Here is a 17,338-nt window from a genome sequence, read left to right on the forward strand (position 1 = left end):
CCGATCTCGTCGCGCGAGGCGGGGCCGAATTCGGTCGTCAGGTCGCCGCTGGCGACTGTGCCGGCCACCGCCACTGCCGCTTTCAGGGGCACGGTGATCGAGCGCGTGATCAGGAGGGCGCACACGGCGCCGGTCAGCACGGCCAGCGTGCCGAGCACCAGCAGCAAGGTGATGGTGCGTGTGTTGGCGCGGTCGATGACGATGGCGATATCGTCGATCGCTTTACGCTGCATGGTCAGCATCGACTGCAGGGTGTTCTGGTAAGCGTCGGCGGCCGGCATGAAGCTATCGTTGAACAGCTTCACCGCCTCGTCGGCATTGCCGGCCTTTTTGGCGTTCATCACCTTGTCCTTGGCTGCCTGATAGGTGGCGCGCTGCGCCGTGATCGACTTCATGGTCGCTACTTCATCGGCGCTCACGAGCAGCGGTTCGAGCTTCTTGATCAATTCCGTGGTGCGCTTGACGCTGTCGGAGATGGGCGCCGCGAAGGTGCTTGACAGGGTATTGTCGTTACTGCGCGCGATCAGCGCGGTGCGGGCGATTGCCGCGTACGTATTGCCATACCAGTCGGACATCAGGCGTTCCTTGGCCAGCGGCTCGGCCATCATGCGCTCGGTGGCCAGAGCGTTCTCGCGCGCCGCCATGATGGCGTAGGCGGTCGATACGAGGGACAGTAGCAGCACGATGGCAAAGCTGATGGCGAGGCGGGAACCGATGCGGATATCAGAGAACATGACGTTTTCCTTCCGAGTGATGGGGGCGAGGCGGAACTTCGATTATCCACCCTGAATAAGGCGCCGGTTCGTTGATATCTGGCAAATAATCAATTTACATGGGGTGGATTGTTGTTAGATGGTAACAACGCCACCTTGCCCGGGGCGAGGATGCGCGATTACTGCGCCTGGATCAGTTGCCGGATGACCGTGGCGAGGGCCTTGCTTACCTCGGCCATGCTGGCGTAGTCGAGCTTGTCGGGTGTATCGGCGCTGGTGTGGTAGTGGGGGTAGCGCATGGGGGCGGTATCGGTGATCATCACCGCGTCGTAGCCCTCCAGGTTGTAGGACCTGTGATCGGACCAGGTGACGCCTTTGACGAACGACGGCGCGGCCAGTCCCTGGATGGGGAAGGCCGACACCTCGCGGAAGGCCGACACGGTCTTGCGCACCAGTCCTATCGAACCCAGGGTACCGACCACGGCGATGAAATTGCCCTGGTTCGGGTAGAACGCGGAGATGCCGGGCGGATAGCGCTGGCTGTTTTTGGCGCTGGCGTAGTAGCCGATGGTTTCCAGGATCAGCGCGGCCTCGACGTTCAGCCCGCGTGCCTTGAGTGCGCGCGCGTGGCGGCGGCTGCCCATGCCGGGCCCGTTGAAGTAGGGCGGTTCCTCGTTGACGTACAGGACAAATCTGAGTTCGTTGCCGGGGGCAGGGACCACGGCCTTGAGCATGCGGGCCAGTTCCAGCAGGGCGGCGCTGCCGCTGCCGTTATCGTTGGCGCCTGGGGTGCCGGGTGCGGAATCGTAGTGCGCGCCGACGATGTAGATGCGTTCCGGCTGCCTGCCGGCTTGGACATTGGCGATCGACACCTCCAGGTTGCGCACCTTGTGGCCGCCGAAAACGTACTCGTCGCGCTGCACCTTGTAGCCGAGGGCGGCGAGGGTAGCTTCGAGGTACAAGGCGGCTTTTTCGAGCTCGGCCGGGGTGCCGGTGTTGTGTTCGCTTGTGGCGATCGCGCGGACATGCGTAGCCAGGCGCGTCGGCAAGTCCGCTTCCGGCGCGGCACTGGCCGAGCCCATGAAAGCGGCCGCGATGACGGTAGCGTTGAACAGCGTGCTGATACGAATGCGCATGGAAGCCTTATAGTCGTGTCCGTGTCCACCCCGGTGCCAGGTCTGACATTCAGACACGAGCCCGGCGGTAGCAAAGTTGAGGCCGTGTCCACCCCGGTGCCAGGTCTGACATTCAGACACGAGCCCGACGGTAGCAAAGTTGAGCCCGTGTCCGAATGTCAGACCTGGCACCGGCGGGGACACGAGCCCGGCGCTTGCTTACAGCCGGGACCGTGTCCGAATGTCAGACCTGGCACCGAAGTGGACAGTGTCCGAATGTCAGACCTGGCACCGAAGTGGACACGGGCCCAGCTGGATGCAGGAGGGCGAGGGATTATTGCGGCGCGGTCCAGCCGCCGCCGAGCACGCGGTACAGGGTGACCTGGTTCTGCAGCCGCTGCAGATTGGCTTGCACCGCCGCCTGCTCTGCGGAAAACAGCGAGCGCTGGGCGTCGAGCAGATCGAGGTAGCTGGCCGCGCCGCTGCGGTAGCGCAGGTCGGACAGCTTGAAGCGCTCGGCCTCGGCTTCCGCCACCGCACGCTGCGCCCGCAATTGCTCGCCGAACGTGGCCTGCCCCGCCAGCGCATCCGATACTTCGCGGAACGCCGTCTGCACCGATTTCTCGTACTGCGCCACGGCGATGTCGCGCCCGGCCTTGGCGCTGCCCAGGTTGGCGCTGTTGCGGCCGTAGTCGAAGATCGGCAGCACCATCTGCGGCGCAAACGTCCAGCCGTACGAGCCGCTCTTGAACAAGCCGCTCAACTCGTTGCTGGCGCTGCCGGCATTGCCGGTCAGCGTGATGCGCGGGAAAAAGGCCGCGCGCGCCGCACCGATGTTGGCGTTGGCCGCGATCAGCTGCTGCTCGGCCGCGAGGATGTCGGGCCGTACCGCCAGCAGGTCCGACGGCAGGCCGGCCGGCAGTTCGCTCAGCGACATCGCCGCCAGCGTGGTGCTGGTGTCCGGACCGGCCGGCAGCGGCTGGCCGACCAGCAGCGTGAGCAGATTGAGGTCCTGCGCGCGCTGGCGCTGCTGCTGCGCCAGCACCACGCGCGCGCTGTCGACCAGCGACAGTCCCTGCTGCAGGTCGAGCTTGGACACCACGCCGTTGTCGTACTTGAGCTGGATCAGCTTGAGCGATTCCTCGCGCGCCGACAGCGTCTTTTGCGTCAGTCCCAGCAGTTCTTCATCGGCCAGCAGGCTCAGATACGCATTCGCGACCGAGGCCACCAGGCTGATATGCGTGCCCTTGCGCGCCTCTTCGCTGGCCAGGAATTGCGCCAGGCCGGCGTCGCTCAGGCTGCGCACGCGGCCGAACAGGTCGAGTTCGAACGAACTGACGCCGATCCCGGCCTGGTAGACGCTGGTGATGCTGTCGTCCGGCCCCGGCGAGCGATTGCCGCTGAGCGCCAGGTTGAGCGAGGGCAGGCGGTCGGCGCGGCGGATCTGGTACTGCGCGCGCGCCTGTTCGATGTTCAGGATCGCCACGCGCAGGTCGCGGTTGTTGGCCAGCGCCAGTTCGATCAGCTGCTTGAGGCGCGCATCGGCGAAGAAGCGCTGCCAGGCGATGCTCGATGCGGCTTCGCTGCCGGCCGCCGGCGGCTGCGCGAAGGCGGGCGCCGGGAAGGCCGGGGCCACCGGCGCGGCCGGACGCTCGTACTTCGGCGCCATCGACGCGCAGCCGGCTAGCACCAGCGCCAGCGCGAGGGGAGTGAGTCGGGTCATCATCTTAGTCATGTTTTACCTCTGCGATCGGTGCAGCGCCGTCTTCGTGCGCGTATTTCCTGCGCTGGCGCTCGCTGCCCTTGAATAGTTTGCGCACCACCACGAAGAACACAGGGATGAAGAAGACACCCAGTGCGGTCGCGGTGATCATGCCGCCGGCCACGCCGGTGCCGATGGCGCGCTGGCTGGCCGACCCTGCGCCGCTGGCGATCACCAGCGGCATCACGCCGAGGATGAAGGCGAAGGAGGTCATCAGAATCGGGCGGAAGCGCAGGTGGCACGCCTCGATGGCCGCTTCCACCACGCCCTTGCCCTGCGCCTGCAGGTCCTTGGCGAATTCGATAATCAGCACCGCATTCTTCGCGCCCAGGCCGATGATGGTAATCAGCCCGACCTTGAAGTACACATCGTTCGGAAAGCCGCGGCTGCCCGCCGCCAGCAGCGCGCCGAGCACGCCGAGCGGCACCACCAGCAGCACCGAGACCGGAATCGACCAGCTTTCGTACAGCGCGGCCAGGGCCAGGAACACGGCCAGCAGGGCGAAGCCGAGCAGGATGAAGACGGTCGAACCGGAGAGCTGTTCTTCGCGCGACTGGCCGGTCCATTCGAAGCCGAAGCCCGGCGGCAGTTCGGAGGCGATGCGCTCCATTTCGGCCAGCGCGTCACCGGTGCTGCGGCCGGGGGCGGCGTCGCCGGCGATACGCATGGTCGGATAGCCGTTGTAGCGCACCGTCTGCATCGGGCCGGTCACCCAGCGCGTCGTGGCGAACGAGGACAGCGGCACTTGCTGGCCCTTGTTGTTGACGGCGTTCAGTTTCAGCAGGTCTTCCGGCTGCATGCGGTCCTTGGCGTCGGCTTGCACCACCACGCGCTGCAGGCGGCCGGCGTTCGGGAAGTCGTTGACGTAGGACGAACCGAGCGAGGTCGAAATCGCGGTGTTGATGGCGTCGAAACTGACACCCTGCGCATTCGCCTTGTCGCGGTCGATCTCGAGCTGCACCTGCGGCGCGTCTTCCAGGCCTTCCGGACGCACGCCCGCGAGAATCGGGCTCTTGCTGGCCGCGCCGAGCACCTGGCCGCGCGCCGCCAGCAGCGCTTCGCGTCCCATGCCGCCACGGTCCTGCAGGCGGAACGAGAAGCCGGTGCTGCTGCCCAGTTCAGGGATCGGCGGCGGGCTGATGGCGAAGATGAAGGCGTCGCGCACGCGGCTCATGCGGCCCGAGATGCGGCCCGCCACGTCGCTGGCGCTGTGGCCTTCGCCGCCGCGCTCTTTCCAGTTCTTGAGCGTGATGAAGCCGAGCGCCATGTTCTGGCCCGAACCCGAGAAGCTGAAGCCCTGCACGCCGACCATGCTGGCCACTTCCGGCTGTTTGAGGATGAAGTCTTCAGCCTCGCGCAGTGCCTTGCCGGTGCGTTCCAGCGTGGCGCCAGGCGGCAGCTGGAAGTTGGCGATGATGTAGCCCTGGTCTTCGTTCGGCAGGAAGGAGTTCGGCAGGCGCACGAACAGCAGGCCCACCACGGCGACCAGCGCCACGAACACGATCATCGAGCGGCCGGTGTGGCGCAAGGTGGTGGCGACCCAGCCTTCGTAGCGCTTGGCGGTGCGCGTGAAGCCGCGGTTGAACCAGCCGAAGAAGCCGGTCTTGGCATGATGGTGGCCCGCTTCCACCGGTTTCAGGAAGTGGGCGCACATGGCCGGCGTGAGCGACAGCGCCATGAAGGCCGAGAAGATGATCGAGGTGACCATCACCGCCGAGAACTGGCGGTAGATGTTACCGACCGCGCCGGCGAAAAAGGCCAGCGGAACGAATACCGATACCAGCACCACGGTCACGCCGATGATGGCGCCCGAAATCTGGCCCATCGCCTTGCGCGTCGCTTCCAGCGGCGGCAGGCCTTCTTCGCTCATGATGCGTTCCACGTTTTCGACCACCACGATGGCGTCATCGACCACGATACCGATCACCAGCACCATGCCGAACATGGTCAGTACGTTGATCGAAAAGCCCATCGCCAGCAGGCAGGCCAGCGATCCAAGCAGCGCCACCGGCACCACGATGGTGGGAATCAGGGTGTAGCGGAAGTTTTGCAGGAACAGGTACATCACCAGGAACACCAGGACCACCGCTTCGAGCAGGGTTTCCAGCACCTGCTTGATCGAGATTTCGACGAATGCCGAGCTGTCGAACGGCACCGCGTATTTCATCCCGGGCGGGAAGTACTTGGACAGTTCGTTCATGCGCGCGCGTACCAGCTTGGCCGTTTCCAGCGCATTGCCGCTCGGGGCCAGCTGGATGCCGATACCGGTCGAGGGCTTGCCGTTCAGGCGCGCGGACGTCGAGTAGCTCTGGCCGCCGATTTCGATGCGGGCCACTTCTTTCAGGCGCACGGTGGAGCCGTCCGGATTGGCGCGCAGGACGATATTGCCGAACTGTTCGACGTTGGCCAGCTGGCCGGTGACGACCACGGTGGCGGTAATGGCCTGGCCGCCGATGTTCGGCAGGTCGCCGATGGTGCCCGAGGCGACTTGCGCGTTCTGGGTGCGGATGGCGTTGTTCACGTCGGCCGGCGACAGGTTGAAGCCGACCAGCTTGGCCGGATCGATCCAGATGCGCATGGCTTTTTCGGTACCGAACAACTGGGCCTGGCCGACGCCGCGGATACGCTGGATTTCGGGCAGCACGGTGCGCGAGGCGTAGTCGCCGAGCGCGATCGGGTCCCATTTCGGGTCGTCCGACGAGAGGATGGTAAACAGCAGGAAGTTCGAACGCGCCTTATCGACGCGCACGCCCTGCTGCACCACGGCCTGCGGCAGGCGCGGGGTGGCGCGGCCGAGGCGGTTCTGCACGTCGACCTGGGCCAGGTCGGCGTTGGTGCCGGTCTCGAAGCTGAGCGTGATGGTGCCGGTGCCGTTGGCCTGGCTGTTCGATTCCATGTAGATCAGGCCGGGCGAACCGTTCATCTCGCGTTCGATCACGCTGATGACGCTGTCCTCCAGCGTCTGGGCCGAGGCGCCCGGGTAGGCGGTGGTGACCACGATCGCCGGCGGGGCGACGGTCGGGTACTGGGCGATCGGCAGCTGGGTGATCGCCACCGCGCCGACAACCATGATGAATAATGCGATCACCCACGCAAAAATGGGGCGGTCAATGAAGAAACGAGCCATGAAGTAGTCCTGATTGTATGTTTAACGTCCGCCGGCCGGCGCGGCGCTGGCGGCAGGAGCTGCGGCGGCGGCGCTGGCGGCAGGAGCGGCAGGGGCGGCGCCAGCGGCGGCAGGCGCGCCGGCGCCGGGAGCGGCAGTCGGGGTCCATGGCACCGGCTTGACCGTCATGCCTGGCGCCTGCATTTTCTGGAAGCCGTCGACCACCACCTGTTCGCCCTCCTTGATGCCTTCCAGGACGATCCATTTGCCGTTCTGCTGCGTGGCCACCTTGACCGGACGCGGGCCCGGCTTGCCGTCCGGGCCGACGATGATGACGGTGTCGCCCTGGCTGCCGCGCGTGACGGCTTGCTGGGGAATCAGCATCCCGGCCGGCAGTTCGGCCTGCGACAGGCGCACCCGCACGTACTGGCCCGGCAGCAGCATGCCATCCTGGTTCGGCACTTCGGCGCGCAGGGTGACCTGGCCCGAGGTCGGGTCGACGCTCACGTCGGAAAACAGCAGCTTGCCCTTGTTCGGCAGTTCGGAGCCGTCTTCGAGCACGATCGATACCGGCAGCGATTCGGCGTTGCGCAGCTTCAGGCTGGCCGATTTGCGCAGGCGTTGCAGTTCCGTGGCCGACTGCGTGAAGTTGACGTAGACGTTGTTGGTTTGCTGGATCAGGGCCAGCTGGGTCGCTTCGGTGGCGCTGACCAGCGCACCTTCGGTGACCAGGGCGCGTCCGATGCGGCCGGCGATCGGCGCGGTGACCCGGGTGTAGCCGTTGTTGATCTGGGCGATCTGCACCGCGGCCTTTGCGGCGGCGACATCGGCCTCGCCCTGCTTCTGGGCGGCGACGACGTTGATGTATTCCTGCTTGCTGACCGCGTTCGCTTCCACCAGCGGCTTGTAGCGCGCGGCCTGGGCGGCGGCCTGGGTCAGGTTGGCCTGGGCCTTGCCGAGGGTGGCCTGGGCGCTCAGGAGCGAGGCGGCGTACGAGGCCGGATCGATCTGGAACAGTTCCTGGCCGGCCTTGACTTCGCTACCCTCCGTAAACAGGCGCTTGAGCACCACGCCGTTCACGCGCGCGCGCACCTGGGCCACGCGGATCGGTTCGACCCGGCCCGGCAATTCGGTTTGCAGCGCCACCGGCTCGAATCTGGCAGTGACCACACCCACTTCCGGCGGCGGGCGCTGGGCGCCGGCGCCGGGCGCAGCGTCTTTCTTGTCGCCGCAGGCCGATAACAAGGCCAGCGCAGCGAGGGTGCAGGCGGCGATCCGGCGCAGCGACGGGGACGCGGACGGGGAAGGGAGGAGGGTGTGGCGCATTACGTGTGCATCCTTTAAGTAGGAGACGAGTTGTCCCTACACCCGCCGTAGGGGTGTAATTACAAACTTCATCGCGGGCTTCTTGATTTTGGAATATACTAACACGACTGTATGTTTAATGTTCGAGGCGCCCGGAAAGGGAGTGGTTGCATGGTCCGCAGGACAAAGGAAGACGCGCTGGCGACGCGCGACAGCATCATGGACGCGGCCGAGCAGCTGTTTAACGAGCGCGGTGTGTCGGGAACCAGCTTGCAGCATATCGCGAGCGCCGCCGGCGTGACGCGCGGTGCGATTTACTGGCATTTCGAAGACAAGGGGGCGCTGTTCAACGCCATGAAGGAGCGCGCCATCATGCCGCTCGACGCGGCCATGAAGACGCTCGATGCCGCCGCCGGCGACGACCCGCTGGGGCATTTGCGCAGCTACGCGCTCAGCGTGTTCGACCTGCTGGCCAACGATGCGCGGGCGCGCCGGGTGCTGGAGATTATCGTCCTCAAGCTGGAGTATGTGGGCGAGCTGGAGGTGCTGCGCGAGCGGCGCATGCAGCAGCGCGAACAGTTTGTGGCAAAGGCCGAGCGGATCGTGAAGGAAGGGATCGCGCATGGCCGCTTAAAGAAGACGGTCAATCCGCGCGCAGTGGCGCTGGGGGTGTTCATCCTGATCGAGGGAATCGTGCGGGGATGGCTGACCAATCCGGACTTCGATCTGCAGCAGCTCGGTGCGGAAATCGTCGATACCCATCTTGATTCTCTCCGCGCCTGAACCGGTCGTCGTTCCGCGCCTGAAGGCGCGGGAACGACGGGCTAGTGGCTGATAATACGTGGCCGGCTTAACGCATCCCGGTGATGATCTGTTTCAGCTTGCCGGAATCGGCACAGAATGCCCGGATGCCTTCGGCCAGCTTTTCGGTCGCCATCGCATCTTCGTTCATCATGAAGCGGAAGGTCTTTTCGTCGATGGCCACCTTCTCGATCGACACCGCTGACGCGCCCGGATTGAGCTTGCGCTCGACCGGCTCGTTGCTGTCGGCGAGCTTTTGCAGCAGTTCCGGGCTGATGGTGAGCAGGTCGCAGCCGGCCAGTTCGAGGATCTGCGAGGTATTGCGGAAGCTCGCGCCCATCACTTCGGTGGTGTAGCCGAACTTGCGGTAGTAGTTATAGATGCGCTTGACCGACTGCACGCCCGGATCTTCGGCGCCGGTGTATTCAAGGTCGTTGGTCTTCTTGAACCAGTCGTAGATGCGGCCGACGAAGGGCGAAATGAGCTGCGCGCCCGCTTCGGCGCAGGCGATCGCCTGGGCCAGCGAAAACAGCAGCGTCATATTGCAGCGGATGCCTTCCTTTTGCAGGATCTCGGCGGCGCGGATGCCTTCCCAGGTCGAGGCGATCTTGATCAGGACGCGCTCGCGCCCCGCGCCGGCTTCTTCGTACAGGGCGATCAGTTCGCGGCCCTTGGCGACGGTGGCTTCGGTATCGAAGGACAGGCGCGCATCGATCTCGGTGGAGACGCGGCCCGGAATGATCTTGAGGATTTCCATGCCGAAGTCGACCAGCACGCGGTCGATCACGTCGCCGGTGGACAGGTCGGGGAAGTCGCGCACGGCTTTTTCGAGCAGGGGCTTGTATTCGGGCTTTTGCACCGCCTTGAGGATCAGCGACGGATTGGTGGTCGCGTCGCGCGGCGTGTACTGTTTGATCGACTGGAAATCGCCGGTGTCGGCAACGACCTTGGTGAATTGCTTGAGTTGTTCGAGTTGGTTCATGGTTGCGCTAGCGGGTGATTAGATCAAACCTTATTGTACAACCATGGGGACCTCGAAAAACCTACTGCGCGGAGCAATTTTCGCCCTGCGATGCTCACCGTAGCTTCGTACGGCTCCGCCTCTCGGACGAAACTTGCACCGCTCGCGACGGTTTTTCGAGGTCCCCCATGTACAGACTCGTCTATCCGATAAAGGAATCGAATTGCATGTCGAATTCCTGCAACGCTTTTTGGGCGTTCTGCATCTTCTTCCTGAATTCCGGCCCGCGCTGCAGGGCCAGGCCCACCGCCAGCACGTCGATCACCACCAGGTAGGCCAGGCGCGCCGAAATCGGGGTGTAGGGGTCGATATTGAACACCAGGTCGATCGGGATCAGCACCGTGGCCATGTCGGCCAGCGGGGTGCCCGAGGGCGCCAGCACGATCACATCGGCGCCGCCGCGGCGCGCCAGCTTGGCCGAACGCACCAGCGCCGAGTTGTTGCCGCGCTGGGAAATGGCCACCACCGCGTCGCCCGCGTGCAGCAGCGAGGCGGCGATGCTGTGGATGGCCGGATCGGCGTAGGCCACGGTCGGCACCCCGGAGCGGAAGAATTTGTGCTGGGCGTCGGTGGCGACGATGCCGGACGTGCCCTGGCCGTAGAACTCGATCTTTTTCGCGCGCGACAGAATATCGAGCGCGCGCTGGACCGCCTCGGGATTGAGGTTGTTGCGCAGGTCGAGCAGGGTGTTGATCGAGCGGCTGCAGATCTTGTTGACCAGGTCCGCCGCCAGGTCGTCCTGGGTCGGCTGCTCGTTGGCGCCGGGCAGGGCCAGGGCCAGGCCCTGGGCCAGTTTGAGCTTGAATTCGTGCCAGCCGTCGTAGCCGAGGGTGCGGCAAAAGCGCACCACGGTCGGCTCGGACACCTGCGCGCTCTTGGCCAGCGCGGTGATGTTCTGGCTGACCGTGGCCGACGGCTGGTCGAGCACCGCCAGCGCGACCTTCTTCTCCGATTTGGAGAGCGAGTCGAGCTGGGTGCGGATGGAATCGAGCAGCACTGGCTCAGTCTTCCGGTAATGCTTCTTCGCGCCACTGCAAGCCATCGCGTCCGATCAGGGCGCTGGCCGCGGCAGGGCCCCAGGTGCCGGCGCTGTACGGAATCGGCACGCTGTCTTCCTGGTCCCAGTGGTCGAGAATCGGTTCGACCCATTCCCACGCCGCTTCCAGCTCGTCGCCGCGCATGAACAGGGTCAGTTGGCCGCGCAGCACGTCCAGCAGCAATCGCTCGTAGGCGTCCATGCGCGGGGTCTTGAACTGTTCGCGGAAATCGAGTTCGAGTTCGGCCTGTTTCAGGCGCATGCTGTCGCCCGGGGTCTTGGCCATCAGGTTCATCGACAGGCCTTCGTCCGGCTGCAGGCGGATCACCAGGCTGTTGGGCTGGAAGCTGCTGGTCGGCTGGTTGAAGATCGAGTGCGGAATCTGCTTGAAGCGCACCACGATTTCGGCCAGGCCGTCGGCCATGCGCTTGCCGGTGCGCAGATAGAAGGGCACGCCGGCCCAGCGCCAGGTGTCGATTTCGGCCTTGATGGCGACGAACGTCTCGGTGCGCGACTGCTCCGGCGCGTCCGGTTCGTCGCGGTAGCTCGGCACCGCCTTGCCGTCCACATGGCCGGCGCGGTACTGGCCGCGCACGATGTTCTGCGCCAGCGTGGTCGGGGTGAATCGCTTGAGGGAGCGCAGCACCTGCAGCTTGGCGTCGCGCACGGCGTCGGGAGCGATCGAGGTGGGCGGTTCCATGGCGACGATGCACAGCAGTTGCAGCAGGTGGTTCTGCAGCATGTCGCGCAGGGCGCCGGAGGTGTCGTAGTAACCCATGCGGTTGCCCACGCCGATTTTTTCGGCGATGGTGATCTGCACGTCCGAGATCCATTCGCGGCGCCACAGCGGCTCGAACAGGATGTTCCCGAAGCGCAGGGCCAGCAGGTTCTGCACGGTCTCCTTGCCGAGGTAGTGGTCGATCCGGTAGATCTGCGATTCGGCGAACACCTTGCCGACTTCGGCGTTGATCTGCTTGGCCGATTCCAGGTCGCGCCCGAGCGGCTTTTCGAGCACCACGCGCGAGTTGGCGGTAGCCAGGCCGGCGCTGGAGAGGTTGTCGCAGATCTGCGCGAACAGGTGCGGCGGGGTGGCGAGGTAATACACGCGGGTGATCTTGTCGTCGGTGCGCAGGGCGTCGACCAGGGCGCCGTAGGTGGCCGCGTCGGTGGCGTTGAGCGAGACGTAGACGATGCGCTTGACGAACTTGGCCCAGCCTTCCTCGACCAGCTTTTTCACGTGCGGTTTGGCGGTGCTCTCGACCGTTTGCAGGAATTCCTCTTGCGAGATGTCGTTGCGGCCGACGCAGATGATGCGCGCGGTCTGGGGCAGGTCGTTGGCGACATCGCGCGCGTACATCGCGGGGAGCAGCTTGCGCATCGACAGATCGCCGCTGCCGCCAAAAAGAACGAGGTCAAAATCGGTAAGAGCCATAAGTATGTGATCGCAGAAAGTAGGGGGCCGGATGATGATGCCGCTAGTTGCCGCCGGCTGGCGCACGCATGGGAGCGCAAGCAGGATGGGTCGTCAAGCTGGTTGTGTAAATTTACTACATATATAGGGTGTTCGCAAGAAATTTTACTACGAAGTGCGCGATCGGCGCCGGGCGCGGATTGTTGAGTATGCCTCTTCGAAAACATAAGGATGCCGCAAGGTCGGGGATCGGTGCGCTGATACCCTTTTCGAGAGCATGGCCTTATCCGAGGCCGATGCCATTTTCGGAGGATTCCATCATGCAATCAATCCACCCACGGACGGCCGCGCTGGCCGTCCTGCTGGCCGCCTCGGGCGGCGGCGCAGTCGCCCAGGACGATCACGAGCATGCAGGTTTCTGCGCGCCGGCGACCAAGGCCACCCCCGTCCTGAGCACCAGCGATTTCGATGGCGACGGCAAGGTGACGCGCCAGGATCTGCGCCTGCTCCGGCAGCAGGTGGCCTTGCGCCGGTATATCGCCTTCTTCGACCGCAACGCCGATCATGTCCTCGACCGCAAGGATATCGCGATCGCGATCGCCGAAGCCGGATCGCCCAGCACGCAACTCGACCGCCAGCTGGCCGCCGCGTATCACGCAACGAAGGCCTACCGCAACATCCGCAGCGCTATCCGCGCCGGTTTCGTGCCCTGGACGCCGTCCTTCCACGGGCACGGCACGCATTGGGTCCAGCGTCCGGAAAAAGGGTCGCTCGGCTACGCGTTCGACGCCGGCGCGCCGGAAGGGCTGAATTACGATGCCAAGGGCCGCCTGTGGGCCGTGTTCTACTATTCCGGCCCGTCGCCGACCCGCTTGAATGGGGAAAAATATCCGCCGGGGGACAGTTTCATCCCGTTCGCGCACTTGTATGGCGAGGGATTTGCCGGCGAGACGGACGTCTGGCACCATCACAACGGCGTCTGCTTCACGGGGCTGAACTACGAACGTCCCACCCTGGATGCGGACAAGCTGTCGTTCCGGCAGTCGCTGAGCCCAAGCCAGTGCCTGCCGGCGAGCGCTGTCGCCAAGGGCTTGCCGGTCGCGCCCAACGTCAAGTGGACGCCGCAATTCCACATGCTGCATGCCTGGATCTACGAGCTGAATCGCTGCGGCACCTTTGCGCACGCGCACCCGGACCTGGCGCCCGCTTATCCGCCGCTGGAAAGCACCTTGCCGACGCCGGACGTCGATCCGCAGGATCCGCATCCGGCCTACCCGTTTGCCAGAGGAACCATGTGCGCCTGGCTCGGGGAACTCGGCCAGGTGCCGGCCTTCTGCACGCAGCAGAAGTGAGGCGGGTCGCTTGCGCGGTGTGCCCGCTCAGCTCAAAGGCAGGCGGATCGTAAACGTGGTCCCCTTGTCCTTGCCCGCACTGGCCACCGACAGCGAGCCGCCGTGCAGCTCCACCAGGTGGCGCGCGATGTACAGGCCCAGGCCCAGCCCCGCCGCATTCGCGTGGCGCTGCAGGTTGAAGGCCCCGAAGACGTGCGGCAGGTCGTCCGCCGCGATGCCCTGGCCGGAATCGGCGACCGCGATTTCCACCTGCTCCGCACCCTGGCTGATCGCCACGCGGATGGAGCCGCCGCGCGGCGTGAACTTGATCGCATTGAACAGCAGGTTCCACAGCACCTGCTGCAGGCGCCGTCCGTCGGCCTCCAGCCGCACGCGGTCGCCGTAGTCGACCGGCGTGACCGCCAGCATGATCTCCTTTTCGCTGGCGCTGCCTTCCACCGTCGACAAGGCGTCGCGCAGCACCTGTCCCAGCGCCACCGGCGTGCGGGTAATCGACATTTGCCCGGTCAGGGTGCGCGCGGCGTCGATCAGGTCGTCGATCATGGCCGCTTCCTGGCCGACGTGCACGCGCATCGCCATCAAGCCGCTTTCCACCTTCGGCGGCAGGTCGCTCACGGTTTTCAGCAGCACTTCGATGCGCATCGACAGCGCCGACAGCGGCGTGCGCATCTCGTGCGACACGGTCGCGAGGAACAGGTCGCGCGCGCGGTTGACGCGATTGAGTTCCTCGATGTTTTCGCGCTGGCGGTCGATCGACCCGGCCATGGTTTGCAGCAGCGCGCCGTAGGTCGCCAGGCGCGCCTCGGAGACAGGCGACTCCAGCCGCACTTCGCTCCACAGCAGATTGCCCGACACGCCCACCTGCGCGCCGATCGCCTCGCAGGCCATCGGCGAACTGAAGTCGTTGAAGCGCCAGCCGTACACCAGCACCCCGTACACCTGGCCGAACTGGGTCAAGGCCAGGCTGCACACGCGCATGCCGTGAAAGCCGCTTTCTTCGGCGCTCTGGCCGGCGAACACGCGCGCGGCGATGCGTTTTTCCAGCGCTGTGCCGGGGCCGTCGTCGTTCCACAGGGTCGAGGCGGACAGCACGCGCGCGGTGGACGAGGCCACCAGCGGGCCGACCTGGCGCCAGCCGCGCACATCGTACAGCGAGACCGTCAGGCCGCTGGCCTGCGAAAACTGGGTCAGCGGCGTGACCCATTCGTCCCAGTCGATGCCGGCATCGCTGGCGACGGCGAGATTGATCATGCCGGATTGTCGGTCGGGAGGTCGACCGAGTCGGGCAGCGGCGTGCCGTGCGTTACCGCGTCTTCGATCAAGGGACTCTGGCGCGAGGGCGAGCGCGAAAGCAGGCCGTAATACGAGGAGAACGGCAACTGCGGCACCACGCCGGCCGGATCGGCGTGGCCGCCTTCTTCGTCGAGCAGCTGCAGGCCGCCTTCGGCGATCACGTATTCGCGCGTGATCTGGCGATTGCGGCTGCCGCGCACCTTGGGCACGGCGATCGCGCGCCGCAGCACGGTCGAGATTTCGACGTAGTTGAGCAGGATGATGTTGTCGACCAGGTGGGAACCCTTGAGTTCTTCGCTGATCTGCGAAATGCCGAGCAGCTCCGGGCTTTCGTAGTTGAAGATGATGGTCGCCAGCCGGTTCTTGAAGAAGGTCGCCAGCGCGTACAGGTAGTCGGCCACCTCGGTGGGGCTGGTCATTTCGTACACCGCGCAGGAGTCGAACACCACGCAGTCGATGCCTTTTTCCTCGACCAGCTTGATGATGCGGTCGAAGTGGATGTCGAGTTCGAGTTCGAGCGGGGATTCGTAGTGGATGAACAGGTCGCCGCTGTCGATCAGTCTGGCCAGGTCGAAACCGAGGGTGGCGGCATTGCGGATCAACTGGCGCGGGTGTTCGTCCAGGCTGACCAGCAGCGTCTTGTGGCCGGTGCCGATGGCCGCCGTGAGGAACTGCACGCTGAACACCGTCTTGCCGGTGCCCGAGATGCCGCTGACCATGGTGACCGAACCGGCGTACAGGCCGCCGTCCATCATGTCGTCGATGGCCTTGGAGCCGGTCGAGACGCGCTGGTCCGAGGTTTGCTGGTCGTTCAGGCTGATCGGGCGCGACTGCGCGCGGCGGTACACATGCACCCCGCGTCCGCCTTCGATGCGCATGGTGTGGCTGCCGGCGATGAAGTCCTGGCCGCGCGACTTGAGCACCGTCAGGCGGCGCGTGACGCGGCGGCGCTGTTCTTCGCGCGTGAGAGAGACGATGGTGTCGAACACGAAGCGCTCGTGCGAGGGCACCGCGCCCAGGCTTTCGTCGCGTTCGGCCGTGACCATGGTGGTCACGCCCATGCGCGCCAGGCCTTCGATCAGCAGGTGCACGTCTTCGCGGAACGGCTTGTCGTGCACTTCGGCGTAAAGACGCATGGGGGTCAGGCCGTCGATCAGCAGGCGCTTGGCGCCGATCGACTTGAGGGCGTCGGCAAAGGCGCCGTCGGCGTTGCGGAATTCGCTCAGCAGCACGGCGGGGCTGGTCTGGATCACCTTGATCTTGCCGTCGTCGATCAGGCCTTGCAGGTCCCAGTTGAAGCCGGCGGCGTCGCGCAGCAGCTTGGCCGTATCGAGTTCGAAGGAGACGATGGCGCCGGGCTCGTCGTACAGGGCCGCCCCCGCATAGATGAAACCGAGCCCGAGCGTGGTCTTGCCGGTGCCGGGCGCGCCTTCCACGATCAGGTTGTTGCCTCGAGGGATGCCGCCGAGGAGGATTTCATCAAGTCCGGTGATGCCTGTTTTGACCAGCATGTTCAAGTGACTTCCTTTAGTGTGTTTTTGCATTCTTAATTGCACGCTAGTTTATCACCGGGCATGGAATCGAATCAGCACAACTGGCATTTTGGCGTGCACCGTTGTTAGCAGGTATATTACTCAGCGGAATCGATGCCTCGATAACGACTAACCGACGGGATGGATATGAAATACTTGGTCATGGCGGCACTGCTGGTTGCCGGTCCGGCGCGTGCCGGCGGGTTCGACGACATGAAGACGGCGCTCGGGCTGTTGCAGGGGCAGGGGACCTTGCGCGCCGCGTATGAGGCGCGCGAGACGCGCACGGAGTTCGACGCCAAGCCGCTCAAGGGGCCGGAAACGGTGATGGCGGCGGCGCAGGTGGAGGACGATCCGTCCGGGCTGGAAATCCGCTGGGACCGCGGCCTGCTCAAGCGCGCGTCCGAGGAATCGAGCGTGGCGAAGGGGGCCAGGCGCAAACAGGCGCTGTCGCAACTGGTGGGGTCGAGTTCCGCGCCGCGCCTGGCGATGGCGATCAATCATGCGCCGCGTTTGCTGCAGTCGCTGGCGATCGCGCAGTTCAAGTCGGAGCGTGCCGATACCTACCAGGGCAAGCCGGCCAGGCTGGTGGAAGTGGTGATGACGCCGCAGGAGGAGGTGAACCAGAACGTCAGCATCAAGGAGAACACCATCAATGCGCACTTCTGGCTGGGAGCGGACGGGGTGCCGCTGGGGGCCGTGACGACGCATACGATCAAGGCCAAGTTCATGGTGTTCATGTCGTACGAGAAGACCACGAAGGAAGAATATACCTTTGGGGTGGTGAATAACCGGCTGGTGGTGCTCAAGCGCGAGATGCAGGGGAAGGAGAAGGGGCCGGGGACGGATAACGAGTTCAAGAACTTGTATACGGTGACGCCGAAGTTGTAG

Annotated in this window: 13 protein-coding genes; 3 read left to right on the forward strand and 10 right to left on the reverse strand. The window is 65.0% G+C overall.

Annotated features, from left to right (window positions below):
• From EJB06_RS10510 to EJB06_RS10530, 5 genes are all read right to left on the reverse strand, one after another.
• Positions 1 to 734: MCP four helix bundle domain-containing protein (locus tag EJB06_RS10510; protein WP_126073988.1), on the reverse strand; the 734-nt coding region annotated here is incomplete at its 3' end.
• A gap of 158 nt (positions 735 to 892) precedes the next feature.
• Entirely contained in the window at positions 893 to 1,849 is a 957-nt protein-coding gene (locus EJB06_RS10515; RefSeq protein WP_126073989.1) for a M28 family peptidase, read from the reverse strand.
• A 313-nt stretch (positions 1,850 to 2,162) separates the two neighbouring features.
• Positions 2,163 to 3,563, reverse strand: a complete 1,401-nt coding sequence (locus EJB06_RS10520; RefSeq protein WP_126073990.1) for an efflux transporter outer membrane subunit — start codon at positions 3,561 to 3,563, stop codon at positions 2,163 to 2,165.
• Positions 3,556 to 6,717 (reverse strand): efflux RND transporter permease subunit, encoded by a 3,162-nt coding sequence (locus tag EJB06_RS10525; RefSeq protein WP_126073991.1) that lies wholly within the window; start codon positions 6,715 to 6,717, stop codon positions 3,556 to 3,558. Before EJB06_RS10525 ends, EJB06_RS10520 begins: the two co-directional genes overlap by 8 nt.
• A gap of 21 nt (positions 6,718 to 6,738) precedes the next feature.
• Positions 6,739 to 8,022, reverse strand: a complete 1,284-nt coding sequence (locus tag EJB06_RS10530) for an efflux RND transporter periplasmic adaptor subunit (RefSeq protein WP_126073992.1) — start codon at positions 8,020 to 8,022, stop codon at positions 6,739 to 6,741.
• 150 nt (positions 8,023 to 8,172) lie between these two features.
• On the opposite strand from EJB06_RS10530, the gene EJB06_RS10535 reads away from it, so the two are divergent.
• A complete protein-coding gene (locus EJB06_RS10535) occupies positions 8,173 to 8,784 on the forward strand; it encodes a TetR family transcriptional regulator (RefSeq protein WP_126073993.1) in 612 nt (203 codons plus the stop codon).
• A gap of 67 nt (positions 8,785 to 8,851) precedes the next feature.
• Here EJB06_RS10535 and tal read toward each other — a convergent pair whose 3' ends face one another.
• From tal to zwf, 3 genes are all read right to left on the reverse strand, one after another.
• The gene (tal, locus tag EJB06_RS10540) at positions 8,852 to 9,784 is read right to left on the reverse strand and encodes a transaldolase (RefSeq protein ID WP_126073994.1); all 933 of its coding nucleotides are present in this window, start codon (positions 9,782 to 9,784) and stop codon (positions 8,852 to 8,854) included.
• Between the two features lie 181 nt (positions 9,785 to 9,965).
• A complete protein-coding gene (locus tag EJB06_RS10545) occupies positions 9,966 to 10,820 on the reverse strand; it encodes an SIS domain-containing protein (RefSeq protein WP_126073995.1) in 855 nt (284 codons plus the stop codon).
• 4 nt (positions 10,821 to 10,824) lie between these two features.
• Positions 10,825 to 12,291, reverse strand: a complete 1,467-nt coding sequence (gene zwf, locus EJB06_RS10550; protein ID WP_126073996.1) for a glucose-6-phosphate dehydrogenase — start codon at positions 12,289 to 12,291, stop codon at positions 10,825 to 10,827.
• A 299-nt stretch (positions 12,292 to 12,590) separates the two neighbouring features.
• Between zwf and EJB06_RS10555 the strand changes: the two genes are divergently transcribed.
• Positions 12,591 to 13,622 (forward strand): hypothetical protein, encoded by a 1,032-nt coding sequence (locus tag EJB06_RS10555; RefSeq protein WP_126073997.1) that lies wholly within the window; start codon positions 12,591 to 12,593, stop codon positions 13,620 to 13,622.
• Between the two features lie 27 nt (positions 13,623 to 13,649).
• On the opposite strand, the gene EJB06_RS10560 is transcribed toward EJB06_RS10555, so the two are convergent.
• Positions 13,650 to 14,873 (reverse strand): sensor histidine kinase, encoded by a 1,224-nt coding sequence (locus tag EJB06_RS10560; protein ID WP_126073998.1) that lies wholly within the window; start codon positions 14,871 to 14,873, stop codon positions 13,650 to 13,652.
• On the reverse strand, positions 14,870 to 16,426 hold the full coding sequence (locus EJB06_RS10565; protein ID WP_164557887.1) for an ATPase domain-containing protein: 1,557 nt from the start codon (positions 16,424 to 16,426) through the stop codon (positions 14,870 to 14,872). The genes EJB06_RS10560 and EJB06_RS10565 overlap by 4 nt, the downstream gene beginning before the upstream one ends.
• Positions 16,427 to 16,594: 168 nt before the next feature.
• On the opposite strand from EJB06_RS10565, the gene EJB06_RS10570 reads away from it, so the two are divergent.
• Positions 16,595 to 17,338, forward strand: coding sequence for a hypothetical protein (locus tag EJB06_RS10570; RefSeq protein ID WP_126074000.1), 744 nt, complete (start codon positions 16,595 to 16,597; stop codon positions 17,336 to 17,338).

This window comes from Massilia atriviolacea, from assembly GCF_003953935.1.
Lineage (GTDB): Bacteria > Pseudomonadota > Gammaproteobacteria > Burkholderiales > Burkholderiaceae_D > Telluria_A > Telluria_A atriviolacea.

Bases quoted from the DNA above. Each gene is read 5' to 3' on its own strand.
- EJB06_RS10515 (WP_126073989.1), bottom strand. From the start codon at position 1,849: ATGCGCATTCGTATCAGCACGCTGTTCAACGCTACCGTCATCGCGGCC.
- EJB06_RS10565 (WP_164557887.1), bottom strand. From the start codon at position 16,426: ATGCTGGTCAAAACAGGCATCACCGGACTTGATGAAATCCTCCTCGGC.
- EJB06_RS10530 (WP_126073992.1), bottom strand. From the start codon at position 8,022: ATGCGCCACACCCTCCTCCCTTCCCCGTCCGCGTCCCCGTCGCTGCGC.
- EJB06_RS10525 (WP_126073991.1), bottom strand. From the start codon at position 6,717: ATGGCTCGTTTCTTCATTGACCGCCCCATTTTTGCGTGGGTGATCGCA.
- EJB06_RS10570 (WP_126074000.1), top strand. From the start codon at position 16,595: ATGAAATACTTGGTCATGGCGGCACTGCTGGTTGCCGGTCCGGCGCGT.
- EJB06_RS10520 (WP_126073990.1), bottom strand. From the start codon at position 3,563: ATGACTAAGATGATGACCCGACTCACTCCCCTCGCGCTGGCGCTGGTG.
- EJB06_RS10560 (WP_126073998.1), bottom strand. From the start codon at position 14,873: ATGATCAATCTCGCCGTCGCCAGCGATGCCGGCATCGACTGGGACGAA.
- tal (WP_126073994.1), bottom strand. From the start codon at position 9,784: ATGAACCAACTCGAACAACTCAAGCAATTCACCAAGGTCGTTGCCGAC.
- EJB06_RS10555 (WP_126073997.1), top strand. From the start codon at position 12,591: ATGCAATCAATCCACCCACGGACGGCCGCGCTGGCCGTCCTGCTGGCC.
- zwf (WP_126073996.1), bottom strand. From the start codon at position 12,291: ATGGCTCTTACCGATTTTGACCTCGTTCTTTTTGGCGGCAGCGGCGAT.
- EJB06_RS10535 (WP_126073993.1), top strand. From the start codon at position 8,173: ATGGTCCGCAGGACAAAGGAAGACGCGCTGGCGACGCGCGACAGCATC.